This is a genomic window from Arthrobacter agilis (genome assembly GCF_002953615.1).
GTDB lineage: Bacteria > Actinomycetota > Actinomycetes > Actinomycetales > Micrococcaceae > Arthrobacter_D > Arthrobacter_D agilis_B.
The window spans coordinates 1,346,153-1,358,164 of record NZ_CP024915.1; the positions used below are offsets into that span (position 1 = coordinate 1,346,153).

Sequence of the window (12,012 nt, forward strand, 5' to 3'; positions counted from 1 at the left end):
CCGCCGCATCACCACCGAGGAACTCCGCCTCGAGGATACCGCCCCCATGCTCGCGATCCTCGCCGACCTCGACCTCGGCGCCGCCGCCATCGACATCGGGCGCCTGCGACTGTCCTACGACGCCTCCACCGCCGCCGGGGACGAACGCTCCCTGGAGGAGTTCCTGCGCACCGAGCTCGCCGACATCGTCGGCCAGGGCGGGCACGACGAGCGCACCAGCACCGACGTGGTCCTCTATGGCTTCGGGCGCATCGGCCGGCTCGTGGCCCGCCTGCTCATCGAGAAGGCCGGCGGCGGCCACGGCCTGCGCCTGCGCGCGATCGTCGTCCGCCGCGGCTCCGCCAACGACCTCACCAAACGCGCCAGCCTGCTGCGCCGCGACTCCGTGCACGGATCCTTCGAGGGCACCATCCAGGTCGACGAGGCGTCGAACACCATCACCGCCAACGGCACCCGCATCCAGGTCATCTACTCCGACGACCCGGCCTCCATCGACTACACCGCCTACGGCATCACCGACGCCCTCGTCGTGGACAACACCGGCCGCTGGCGCGACGAGGCGGGCCTCTCCCAGCACCTCGAGAGCACCGGCGTCGCCAAGGTCCTGCTCACCGCACCCGGCAAAGGCGCACTGAAGAACATCGTGCACGGCATCAACCACGGCACCATCGAAGACACCGACCGGATCATCACCGCGGCGTCCTGCACCACCAACGCCATCACCCCGGTCCTGAAGGCCATCAACGACCGCTACGGCGTCGTGCACGGCCACGTCGAGACCGTGCACTCCTTCACCAACGACCAGAACCTCATCGACAACTTCCACAAGGGCGACCGCCGGGGCCGCTCCGCGGCCCTGAACATGGTCCTCACCGAGACCGGCGCCGCGACCGCCGTCGCCAAGGCCCTGCCCGAACTCGCGGGCAAGCTCACCGGCAGCTCCATCCGCGTGCCCACCCCGGACGTCTCCATCGCGATCCTGAACCTCACCCTCGGACAGGGCACCACCAAGGAGGAGGTCAACACCTACCTGCGGGAGATGTCCCTGCACTCGGGCATGCGCAAGCAGGTCGACTACATCGACAGCCCCGAAGTCGTCTCCACCGACTTCGTCGGCTCCCGCCGCGCCGGCATCGTCGACGGCCTCGCGACCATCGCCGAGGACATCCACCTCGTCCTCTACGTCTGGTACGACAACGAGTTCGGCTACAGCTGCCAGGTCGTCCGCGTCATGGAGGAGATGGCAGCCGTCCACCCACCGAGCTACCCGCAGGCGGACGCCGGAGCCACCGCGGGCGCCATGGCCTGAGGACACAGGAAAGGCCCGGCCGATCGGCCGGGCCTTTCCTGTCGGGTCGCTGTCCGCCGCGGGGTCAGGCCGACTTGTTCCGCCGCTTCGCGACCACTTCGTGCGAGATGAGCGTGGGCTCCGCCCGCTTGGCGACGACGTCGTCCGTGATGACCACGGTGGCGATGTCCTCGCGGCTCGGCAGGTCGAACATGACGGGGAGGAGGACCTCCTCCATGATGGCGCGCAGTCCCCGGGCGCCCGTGCCACGGTCGAGGGCGAGGTCGGCGATGGCCTCGAGCGCCTTCGGTTCGAAGACGAGCTCGACCCCGTCCAGCAGGAACATCTTCTGGTACTGCTTCATCAGCGCGTTCTTCGGCTCCGTCAGGATCTGCATGAGCGCCGGACGGTCCAGGTGGGTGACGGTGGTGATGACGGGCAGTCGGCCGATGAACTCGGGGATCAGCCCGAACTTCAGCAGGTCCTCCGGCATGACATCGCCGTAGCTCGCCTCCTCGTTCTTGAGGGAGCTCAGCGGCGCGCCGAAGCCGATGCCTTTCCGTCCCGCCCGGGACCCGATGATCTCCTCGAGCCCCGCGAACGCCCCGGCCACGATGAACAGCACGTTCGTGGTGTCGATCTGGATGAATTCCTGGTGCGGGTGCTTGCGCCCACCCTGCGGCGGCACCGACGCCACCGTGCCCTCGAGGATCTTCAGCAGCGCCTGCTGGACGCCCTCGCCGGAGACGTCGCGCGTGATCGAGGGGTTCTCGCTCTTGCGGGAGATCTTGTCGATCTCGTCGATGTAGATGATGCCCTGCTCGGCCTTCTTCACGTCGTAGTCGGCGGCCTGGATGAGCTTGAGGAGGATGTTCTCGACGTCCTCGCCCACGTAACCGGCCTCCGTCAGTGCCGTCGCATCGGCGACGGCGAACGGGACGTTCAGCCTGCGTGCCAGGGTCTGGGCGAGGTAGGTCTTGCCGCACCCGGTGGGGCCGATCAGCAGGATGTTCGACTTGGCGATCTCCACGTCCTCGGTCTCGGCCGCATCGGCGAGGGTTCCCGCCGCACGCGGACCGCTGCCGGACTGGATGCGCTTGTAGTGGTTGTAGACGGCGACGGCGAGGGAACGCTTCGCGGGCTCCTGGCCCACCACGTACTCCTGCAGGAAGTCGAAGATCTCACGGGGCTTGGGCAGCTCGAACGTACCGAGATCGGCCACCTCGGAGAGCTCCTCCTCGATGATCTCGTTGCACAGGTCGATGCACTCGTCACAGATGTACACGCCGGGGCCGGCAATCAGCTTCCGCACCTGCTTCTGGCTCTTCCCGCAGAAGGAGCACTTGAGCAGATCCGTGCTCTCACCAATGCGAGCCATGGTTCAATCCCCTTAGGTATTACGCGATTGCTAGAACCACTCTAGGCCACATGGCCGTGGTAGCCGGTATCAAAATGCCCGTGGTGCCTTGCGGCGCCACGGGCGATGACCGGACGATCGGGCGGATCCGACGGCCCCCTGGGCCATCGGATCCGCCCTGCCGACTAGGGCGTGTTGATCTTCGGCGGGGTGATCTTGCGCGAGGTCAGGACCTCGTCCACCAGGCCGTACTCGACGGCGTCGGCGGCGGTGAGGATCTTGTCGCGCTCGATGTCGATGTTGACCTGCTCGGCCGTGCGGCCCGAGTGCAGTGCCAGCGTGTCCTCGAGCCAGGTGCGCATGCGCATGACCTCGTTGGCCTGGATCTCCAGGTCGGAGGCCTGCCCGCCCTGGCCGCCGGACAGCGCGGGCTGGTGGATCAGCACGCGCGCGTTCGGCAGCGCGAGGCGCTTGCCGGGTGCGCCTGCAGCCAGCAGGACGGCCGCGGCGCTGGCAGCCTGGCCGAGACACACGGTCTGCACCTCGGGCCGGATGAACTGCATGGTGTCGTAGATCGCCGTCATCGCGGTGAAGGATCCGCCGGGCGAGTTGATGTACAGGGTGATGTCGCGCTCGGGGTCCGTGGACTCGAGCACGAGCAGCTGCGCCATGACGTCGTCCGCGGACGCGTCGTCGACCTGGGTGCCGAGGAAGATGATGCGGTCCTCGAACAGCTTCGTGTAGGGGTCCCGGCGCTTGAAGCCGTACGGCGTGCGCTCTTCGAACTGGGGAAGGATGTAGCGGCTGGTCGGCAGGTTCTGCGCCGTGGATCCCGCTGCTGCCTGGAAATCGTGGTTCATGGTGTCTCCTGTAGGACGACTGGTGGAAGGCTGCTGCGGACTACGCGTTCTGCTCGGTGCCGCCGCCGCCGGCGACGGAGCCCGAGTGCGCGGAGATGTGGTCGAAGAAGCCGTAGTCGAGGGCTTCCTGGGCCGTGAACCACTTGTCGCGGTCATTGTCCTTGAGGATCGTCTCGACGGTCTGGCCCGTCTGCTCCGCCGTGAGTTCGGCCATGACGCGCTTCATGTGGAGGATGAGTTCTGCCTGGATGCGGATGTCGGTGGCCGTTCCGCCGATACCGCCGGAGGGCTGGTGCATCAGGATGCGGGCGTGGGGCGTCGCGTACCGCTTGCCCTTCGTACCCGAGGACAGCAGGAACTGCCCCATGGAGGCGGCGAGGCCCGTGGCGACGGTGACGACGTCGTTCGGGATGAACTGCATCGTGTCGTAGATGGCCATGCCCGCGGTCACGGAGCCGCCCGGGGAGTTGATGTAGAGGAAGATGTCGCGCTCGGGGTCCTCGGCCGACAGCAGGAGCAGCTGCGAGCAGATGGCGTTCGCGTTGTCGTCGCGGACCTCGGAACCGAGCCAGATGATGCGCTCCTTGAGGAGCCGGGTGTAGATGTACTCGTCACGTCCGCCCATCTCGGGACCGGCCATGCTCGGGGTACTTGGTTCGGTTGCCATTGCGTTAACCTCTCACTCTGGCGGGCCGCTGCCACTTCGGCCGACCCGTCCGTTTGTCTCTCCTTGGACACTAACCCGCTGCGGCGGTGAATTGCTCCCGCACCGCGAACTGTTCGCTGACGGCGCACGGTGGCGGGCGGGGTCCCGGGAGCCGCTTCGCGGGGGCCTGGAAACGGCTCCGGCAGCGCTTAACGAGACAGCGGTGCCGCCGCCCGGAGGCTGCGGCACCGCTGTCGGCGCTGCGGAGGAAGGCTACTTCGTGGCGGCCTTCTTCCTGGGTGCCTTCTTCTTCGGAGCTGCTTCGGTCTCGGCCTCTGCGGCTGCCTCAGGAGCCTCTGCGGCTTCGGAAGCCTCGGCGGTCTCGGAAGCCTCTGCAGCCTCGGGAGCCTCAGCGGTCTCCGACTCGCCAGCCTCGATGCCCTCGACGGCGTCCTGCTCGGTCTCGACGTCGTCGACGGTGATCGTCTCGGCGTCGTCCCCGGCGGGACGGACGAATTCGCTCAGGTCGACGGCGGCACCGCTGGTATCGGTGACCGTGGCGTACTCGAGGACCTTGGCGAGGGCCTTGCGGCGGCGGACCTCTCCGACGATCATCGGGACCTGGCCGCTCTGGTCCAGCATCTGGGCGAACTGGTTCGGCTCCATGCCGTACTGGCCGGCGGTGGAGACGATGTAGTCGATCAGCTCGCTCTGGCTGACGCCGACCTCTTCCTTCTCGGCGACGGCGTCGAGGATGACCTCGTTCTGGAAGGCGCGCTCCGTGTTGGTGCGGACCTCGGCTCGGTGCTCCTCGGTGTCGTGGTCCTCGCCGGCGCTGTGGGCGTTCTCACCGTTGAAGTGCTGCTCCAGCTGCTCTTCGACGACGCTGGCCGGGACGGGCACGGCGACGAGCTCGACGAGACGGTCGAGAACCTTGTCGCGCGCCTCGACGCCCTGGTCCATGAGCTTGGACTCGGAGGCCTGCTTGGCGAGGTCGGCCCGCAGTTCCTCGGCGGTGTCGAACTCGGAGGCGAGCTGGGCGAATTCGTCGTCGACGGCGGGGAGCTCGCGCTCCTTGACGGCCTTGACGAGCACGGTGACCTGGGCGTCGGCGCCGGCGTGCTCACCACCGGCGAGCTTGGTCTCGAAGATCGCGGTCTCGTCCGTGGACAGCCCGGTGACGGCCTCGTCCATACCCTCGAGCATCGTGCCGGAGCCGATCTGGTAGGACAGGTCCTGCGCCGAGTCGACCTCTTCGCCGTCGACCGCTGCGGTCAGGTCGATCGTGAGGAAATCGCCGTCCTTGGAGGGGCGGTCGACGGCGGCCAGGGTGCCGAAGCGCCCACGCAGCTCATCCATCGCCTTCTCGATGTCCTCGTCGGACGCCTCGACGGGCTCGACGGTGACTTCGATGCCCTTGTAGTCGGGCAGCTCGATTTCGGGACGGACATCCAGTTCCACGGTGAAGGTGAGCTGGCCATCCTTCTTCGCAGGATCGGGGACCTCGGTGATCTCGACCTCGGGGCGGCTGAGGGGACGGATTCCCGTCTCCTGCACGGCGCTCTGGTAGAAGCCGTTCAGGCCGTCGTTGATGGCGGTCTCGATCACGTAGCCGCGGCCGACACGCTGGTCGATGAGCTGCTGCGGAACCTTGCCCTTGCGGAACCCTGGAACCTGGACCTGGGTGGCGATGGTCTTGTAGGCCTCGTCGATGCTGGGCTTCAGTTCCTCGAAGGGAACCTCGACGTTCAGCTTCACCCGGGTGGGGGAAAGGGTTTCAACAGCGCTCTTCACAGCGTAGGACTCCTGAGATGATTGGGATTGGTTCTGCAGCGGAGGCACTTTCCTCATCACACGACAGAGTCGGGGTGACAGGAGTTGAACCTGCGACTTCCTGCTCCCAAAGCAGGCGCTCTACCAAGCTGAGCTACACCCCGTAAGTGCGAGTGTCAGTCTACGCACCTTTACGTCCACCGCGCACATTTGGCGATCGCGCGGCAGCTGTGGTGTAGTTATATGCGTTCCACGGGGTCCCGAGAGGGGCCCGCTGCGGGGATGTAGCTTAATGGTAAAGCCTCAGTCTTCCAAACTGATTACGCGGGTTCGATTCCCGTCATCCCCTCTCCTTCCGCTGTGAAGCGGCCCACCCGGACTCCTCGTCCGGGTGTTCCTGTTTAAGTACTCCGCTTCGAGCACACCGCCTGGCGGCCGCGGGGGCGTCAGTCCGGCTGGCAGGACGGGCACCAGTAGACGGTGCGCGCGGCCATCTCCGCACTGAGGACCGTGGTCCCGCACCGGCGGCAGGGCTCGCCCGTCCTCTTGTAGACGTAGTTCGGAGCCGATCGCTTCGGCCTCCCGTTACGGGCCTCGACCGTCGTCGTGATGATGCGGCCCTCGCGCACGCCGTCCCTCATCAGCCGGACGGTGTCGGCCCAGATCCCCAGCGCTTCGTCCTCCCTCAGCTGCTTCCCCGGGCGCCAGGGGTTGATGCCCTGCAGGAACAGCACCTCGGCGCGGTAGATGTTGCCGATCCCCGCGATGACCGCCTGGTTCATGAGCTGGATCCCGACGGGCGTGATGCTCGACAGGACCTTCGCGACGAAGGCCGACCCGTCCGGCCGGGGCTGGAGCGGATCCGGGCCGAGCTTCGCGCGGGCCGTCGTCTCGTCAGCGGTCGTGATCACCTCGCAGGCGGTCGGCCCGCGGAGGTCGGCCCAGCCGTGCTCGGACACGAACCGGACACGCACAGCGCCCACGGGTTCCGGTGGTCCCGCATACGCCGTCGGACCGCCCTCCGACGGCTGCTCGGACTCCCCCACGCGGCGGGGCGCTCCGATGCTCGAGGCCCCACGGAACGTGGCGTCCCCGCCGAAGGTCCACGCGCCGTACAGCCCGAGGTGCACGCGCAGCACGCGGCCGTTGTCGAAGCGCAGGAACAGCTGCTTCCCGTGGGCGAGGGCGCTGAGCAGGGTGCCGCCGTCGAGTTGCGCCGCGCCCGCGGCGAAGCGGCCCTGCGGACTGGACACGGCCAGCGTCTCGCCGACGAAGACGGACGAGAACTGTTGCGCCAGCCGGTGGACCGAGTGGCCCTCAGGCAACGCTGCCCGTCTCCTCGTAGCGCGCGATCTGGCCGATCCGGCGGCTGTGCCGTTCGGCGCCGCTGAACGGCTCGGCGAGGAAGGCCTCGATGATCCCGGTGGCTTCCTCCACGGAGTGCTGGCGGCCGCCGACGGCGATGACGTTCGCGTCGTTGTGCTGGCGGGCGAGGCGCGCCGTGTCGAGGTTCCAGGCGAGTGCCGCCCGGACCCCGCGTACCTTGTTCGCTGCGATCTGCTCACCGTTCCCCGAGCCGCCGAGCACGATCCCGAGCGCCTCGGTCCCCGCTGCGCGATCATCGACGACGGCCTGCGCGGCGTCGATGCAGAAGGAGGGGTAGTCGTCCTCGGGATCGTAGGACGTCGGACCGTGGTCGACGACGTCGTGGCCGGCCGCCGTGAGGTGGGAGAGCAGGTGGGCGCTCAGCTCCATGCCGGCGTGGTCGGTGGCGAGGTGGACGCGCATGGCGATCTGTTCCTTCTCGTGGCGCCGGGAAGAGCCGGCGGTGGCTGCGGGATACGTCCGCCCAGCGTGGCAGGACCCTTCCAGCCTAGTCCGGACCCGCTGCGCACCGGGCCACCCTCACGCCGGCGCCCGGTCGTCTGAGAGAATACGAAACGCCGCGGTCACCTGCGAGCACCCGCACACCACCCTGGAGGCGATCCTTGCCCGGTCTGAACCTGACGCGCGACGAAGCTCGTACACGCGCCGATCTGCTCACTGTCCACTCCTACGAGATCACCCTCGACCTGACCCGCGGCGACCGCGTGTTCGGATCGACGACGGTGATCTCCTTCGACGCGCAGCAGAGCGCCTCGACGTTCATCGACGCCGTGACGGACACGGTCCACCGCGTCGAGCTGAACGGCGTGGAACTGGACCCGGCGGAGGTCGCCGACGGTGTCCGGATCCAGCTGCCCGTGCTGGCCGCCACCAACAGGCTCGTCGTCGAGGCCGACATGCTCTACATGAACACGGGCGAGGGTCTCCACCGCTTCACGGACCCCGTGGACGGCGAGGTCTACCTCTATACCCAGTTCGAGGTCCCCGACTCCCGGCGGGTCTTCGCCGTGTTCGAGCAGCCGGACCTGAAGGCGACGTTCCGCTTCGCCGTCACGGCGCCGTCGCACTGGGACGTCATCTCGAACACCACCACGCCGGAACCGGTCCAGGCAGGGGCCGGCGCGGACGGCGGCGCCTGCGCGACGTGGTACTTCGAGCCCACGCCCGTCCTGTCGTCCTACGTCACGGCCCTCATCGCGGGCCCGTACCAGTCCGTGCGCAGCGAGCTGACGAGTTCCGACGGCAGGACCATCCCGCTCGGCGTCTTCGCCCGGAAGTCGCTCATGCAGTACATGGATGCCGAGAACATCTTCGCGCTGACGCGGCAGGGCTTCGCCTTCTTCGAGGAGCAGTTCGGCGCACCGTACCCGTTCGAGAAGTACGACCAGCTGTTCGTCCCCGAGTTCAACGCCGGCGCCATGGAGAACGCGGGCGCGGTCACGTTCGTCGAGACCTACGTCTTCCGCTCGCGGGTGCCCGATGCGACCGTCGAGCGGCGTGCCATCACGATCCTGCACGAACTCGCCCACATGTGGTTCGGCGACCTCGTCACGATGCGCTGGTGGAACGACCTCTGGCTGAACGAGTCCTTCGCCGAGTTCATGTCCACGCTGGCCGCGGCCAGGGCGACGGAGTTCGAGCAGGCCTGGACGACCTTCGCCATCCTCGAGAAGGGCTGGGCGTACCGCCAGGACCAGCTCCCCTCGACGCACCCGATCGTCGCGCAGATCAACGACCTCGAGGACGTCCAGGTGAACTTCGACGGCATCACCTATGCCAAGGGCGCCTCCGTCCTCAAGCAACTGGTCGCGTGGGTGGGGCAGGAGGAGTTCATGCAGGGCGTGCGGCAGTACTTCGCCAAGCACTCCTGGCAGAACACGGAACTGGCCGACCTCCTCTCGGAACTCGAGGCCGCCAGCGGCAGGGACCTCCAGGCGTGGTCGGCCCTCTGGCTCGAGACCGCCGGCGTCAACACCCTCCGCCCCGAGTTCGAGACGGACGACGACGGCACCATCACCTCGTTCGCCATCCTCCAGACGGCCATCGAGGCCTTCCCGACCATCCGCCCGCACCGGCTCGCCGTCGGTTTCTACGACCATGACGACGACGGCGCCCTGGTGCGCGTCCACCGCCTCGAGCTCGACGTCGACGGCGAGCGCACCGAGGTGCCCGAGCTCGTGGGCCTCGCGCGCCCGGCGCTCGTCCTGCTGAACGACGACGACCTCGCGTACGCGAAGATCCGCCTCGATCCCGCCTCCCTAAAGACCTCCGTGCGGCACGTGAAGGACTTCCGCGACTCCCTCCCCCGTACGCTCGTGCTCGCGTCGGCCTGGGACGCCGCCCGCGACGGCGAGACGGCCGCCCGCGACTACGTCGAACTGGTCCTGCAGAACATCGGGGCGGAGTCCGACTCCTCCGTGGTCCTGGTCCTGCTCCGGCAGCTCGCCTCCACCCTCGCGTTCTACGTCAACCCCGACGACCGCGAGGCGATGGGCGACGCTGCCGCGGACAGCCTCCTCGAGCTCGCCCTGGCCGCCGATGCCGGCTCCGACGCCCAGCTGCAGTTCACGAGGGCCTTCTCGGCGCACGCCCGCACGGCATCCCAGCTGGACACCGTGTCGGCGATGCTGACTGGCGCGCAGGTCCCCGAGGGCCTCACCGTGGACCAGGACCTGCGCTGGGAGCTGCTCACCAGCCTCGTGGTGGGCGGGCGCTCCGGCGAGGCCGGCATCGACGCGGAACTGCGCCGCGACTCGACGGCCACCGGGCAGCTCGCGGCAGCAGCGGCCCGGGCCGCACTGCCGACCCCGGAGGCGAAGGAAGCGGGCTGGGCGGCACTCGTCGACGCGACGGACCTGCCGAACGCCACCCAGCGCTCGATGATCTCCGGGTTCACGCGGGTCCATGACCGCTCCCTCCTCGAACCGTTCGTCGACCGGTACTTCGCGTCGATCCAGGAGGTCTGGGCCACCCGTACCCACGAGATCGCCCAGCAGATCGTCGTGGGGCTCTACCCCTCGCTGCTCACCACGCCGGCGACGCTCGAGCGGACCGACGCCTTCCTGGCGGGACTCGGGACCGACTCGCCGTCGCTGCGGCGCCTGATCCTCGAGAGCCGGGACGGCGTCGTGCGCGCACTCGCGGCGCAGGCCGCGGACAGGTAGGCGGCCCCGGCACGGGGAGGACACCGCTCCTCCCCGTGTCCGGGCCCGCGCCGCGTACTAGGTTGGATCCATGAACCTGCAGGAACACCACTACTCGGCGCGGGTCCGCTGGACGGGCAACCTCGGCTCGGGGACCTCCGGCTACCGGTCCTACAGCCGTGACCACGAGATCGAGGTCGACGGGCCCGGATCCCTGGCCGGCACCGCGGATCCCACCTTCCACGGGTCGAAGGACCGGTGGAACCCCGAACAGCTGCTGCTCACCGCCGTGGCCCAGTGCCATCTGCTGTCCTACCTCCATGTCGCGGTGAAGGCCGGCGTCGTCGTGACCGGATACCGGGACGCAGCGACCGGCACGCTGCGCCTGAACAGCGACGGCAGCGGGGAGTTCACCGGCATCACGCTGCACCCGCACGTGGAGGTGGCCGACGCCGCCCAGACCGCCCTGGCCGATTCCCTGCACGCGGAGGCGAACCGGCTGTGCTTCATCGCGCGGTCCCTCGACTTCCCGGTGCACCACGAGCCGAGCTCGGCAGGCCCCTCGAGCAGCACCGCGGGCGCCCAGGGGTAAGGGACGCACCACCTCGTGGGACCGCCCTGCCGTCGCTGTAGCCTGTTAAGGCGTCCCCGCGCCCCGGTCATCGACCGATGATCCCGAGCGGACCTCACCCGGGCGCCTGCACGAAAGCGACAACATGACATTCCTTCCCTCCCTCGGCTACGGCGGCCAGGTCATCGGCGCCGTCATCATCCTGATCGGCGCCCTCCTCCTGTGGCTCGTCGTCCGCTTCCTCATCGCACGGTCGGTCAAGCGTGTCCAGGACGGCTACAGCGTCTTCAAGAAGCCGCACTTCAAGTGGGCGCAGCCGGCCCTCCGCCCGTTCGACAGCGCGCGGCGCGTGCAGCGGGCCGAGACGATCGGCGGCCTGATGTCGAGCATCGCCGCCGGGACCATCGCCATCGTGGCCATCCTCATGGCCATCGAGACCCTCGGCTTCAACATCGGTCCCATCCTGGCCAGCGTCGGCATCGTCGGTATCGCGATCGGTTTCGGTGCCAGGGAGGTCATCCGTGACGCCTTCCTCGGCTTCTTCATCACCATCGAGGACCAGTACGGGATCGGCGACACCATCGAGGTAGGAGACACGGTGGGCGTCGTACAGTCCCTCGGCCTCCGGATCACCCGGATGGTCGATGCCGACGGAGCCATCTGGTACGTGCGCAACGGAGACATCACGAAGGTGGGCAACCGGTCGCAGGGGGACTACGTGGCACCGCCGGCCGAAGGGGCAGCGCCCGCTGCCGCTGCTACGGAGGGACGGGCATGAGCACCAGCGAGCACGACGGGGCAGCTTCCCCGGGCGAGAACAGGCCGCAGGGCGAGGTACCTCCCGCTCCCGGCCTCCCGCTCCCGGTCTCCGGCGTCCGTCCCCCGTTACCGGCCGAACGGCTCGTCGTGGCGGGGCAGCAGTTCAGCCAGCCGCAGTACACGGACAACTTCTACGAGGCGATCGGCGGGGCGGAGGGTGCAGACATAG

At 68.4% G+C, this 12,012-nt stretch carries 10 protein-coding genes, 2 tRNA genes and 1 pseudogene; 6 read left to right on the forward strand and 7 right to left on the reverse strand.

What is annotated here, in order from left to right; genetic code table 11:
• A partial coding sequence (locus CVO76_RS06425; protein ID WP_208741310.1) for a glyceraldehyde-3-phosphate dehydrogenase occupies positions 1-1,309 on the forward strand: 1,309 nt, incomplete at its 5' end.
• Between the two features lie 64 nt (positions 1,310-1,373).
• Here the strand turns inward: CVO76_RS06425 and clpX are convergent.
• From clpX to CVO76_RS06450, 5 genes are all read right to left on the reverse strand, one after another.
• A complete protein-coding gene (clpX, locus tag CVO76_RS06430) occupies positions 1,374-2,666 on the reverse strand; it encodes an ATP-dependent Clp protease ATP-binding subunit ClpX (protein ID WP_133080633.1) in 1,293 nt (430 codons plus the stop codon).
• Positions 2,667-2,830: 164 nt separating this feature from the next.
• A complete protein-coding gene (locus CVO76_RS06435; RefSeq protein ID WP_208741312.1) occupies positions 2,831-3,505 on the reverse strand; it encodes an ATP-dependent Clp protease proteolytic subunit in 675 nt (224 codons plus the stop codon).
• 40 nt (positions 3,506-3,545) lie between these two features.
• The gene (locus tag CVO76_RS06440; protein ID WP_279628600.1) at positions 3,546-4,172 is read right to left on the reverse strand and encodes an ATP-dependent Clp protease proteolytic subunit; all 627 of its coding nucleotides are present in this window, start codon (positions 4,170-4,172) and stop codon (positions 3,546-3,548) included.
• A gap of 252 nt (positions 4,173-4,424) precedes the next feature.
• Positions 4,425-5,945 (reverse strand): trigger factor, encoded by a 1,521-nt coding sequence (gene tig / locus CVO76_RS06445; protein WP_208741314.1) that lies wholly within the window; start codon positions 5,943-5,945, stop codon positions 4,425-4,427.
• Between the two features lie 69 nt (positions 5,946-6,014).
• Positions 6,015-6,088, reverse strand: a tRNA-Pro gene (locus tag CVO76_RS06450).
• Between the two features lie 114 nt (positions 6,089-6,202).
• Here CVO76_RS06450 and CVO76_RS06455 point away from each other — a divergent pair.
• Positions 6,203-6,273 (forward strand) — tRNA-Gly (locus CVO76_RS06455).
• 97 nt (positions 6,274-6,370) lie between these two features.
• Here CVO76_RS06455 and CVO76_RS06460 read toward each other — a convergent pair.
• Both CVO76_RS06460 and CVO76_RS06465 read right to left on the reverse strand, forming a co-directional pair.
• Positions 6,371-7,249, reverse strand: coding sequence for an Fpg/Nei family DNA glycosylase (locus tag CVO76_RS06460; RefSeq protein ID WP_133080636.1), 879 nt, complete (start codon positions 7,247-7,249; stop codon positions 6,371-6,373).
• Complete coding sequence (locus CVO76_RS06465; protein ID WP_133080637.1) at positions 7,242-7,712, reverse strand: ribose-5-phosphate isomerase; 471 nt, start codon at positions 7,710-7,712, stop codon at positions 7,242-7,244. The genes CVO76_RS06460 and CVO76_RS06465 overlap by 8 nt, the downstream gene beginning before the upstream one ends.
• A 209-nt stretch (positions 7,713-7,921) precedes the next feature.
• On the opposite strand from CVO76_RS06465, the gene pepN reads away from it, so the two are divergent.
• From pepN to CVO76_RS06485, 4 genes and pseudogenes are all read left to right on the forward strand, one after another.
• Positions 7,922-10,474 (forward strand): aminopeptidase N, encoded by a 2,553-nt coding sequence (gene pepN / locus CVO76_RS06470; protein ID WP_208741725.1) that lies wholly within the window; start codon positions 7,922-7,924, stop codon positions 10,472-10,474.
• A gap of 70 nt (positions 10,475-10,544) precedes the next feature.
• Entirely contained in the window at positions 10,545-11,045 is a 501-nt protein-coding gene (locus tag CVO76_RS06475; RefSeq protein ID WP_208741316.1) for an OsmC family protein, read from the forward strand.
• 124 nt (positions 11,046-11,169) lie between these two features.
• Complete coding sequence (locus CVO76_RS06480) at positions 11,170-11,802, forward strand: mechanosensitive ion channel family protein (protein ID WP_208741318.1); 633 nt, start codon at positions 11,170-11,172, stop codon at positions 11,800-11,802.
• Positions 11,799-12,012 (forward strand): annotated as a pseudogene (locus CVO76_RS06485) (hypothetical protein); the annotation flags it as partial. The gene CVO76_RS06480 and the pseudogene CVO76_RS06485, both read left to right, overlap by 4 nt.

Coding starts and splice junctions, on each gene's coding strand:
- clpX (WP_133080633.1), bottom strand. CDS start 2,666: ATGGCTCGCATTGGTGAGAGCACGGATCTGCTCAAGTGCTCCTTCTGC.
- CVO76_RS06435 (WP_208741312.1), bottom strand. CDS start 3,505: ATGAACCACGATTTCCAGGCAGCAGCGGGATCCACGGCGCAGAACCTG.
- CVO76_RS06440 (WP_279628600.1), bottom strand. CDS start 4,172: ATGGCAACCGAACCAAGTACCCCGAGCATGGCCGGTCCCGAGATGGGC.
- CVO76_RS06465 (WP_133080637.1), bottom strand. CDS start 7,712: ATGCGCGTCCACCTCGCCACCGACCACGCCGGCATGGAGCTGAGCGCC.
- CVO76_RS06475 (WP_208741316.1), top strand. CDS start 10,545: ATGAACCTGCAGGAACACCACTACTCGGCGCGGGTCCGCTGGACGGGC.
- CVO76_RS06480 (WP_208741318.1), top strand. CDS start 11,170: ATGACATTCCTTCCCTCCCTCGGCTACGGCGGCCAGGTCATCGGCGCC.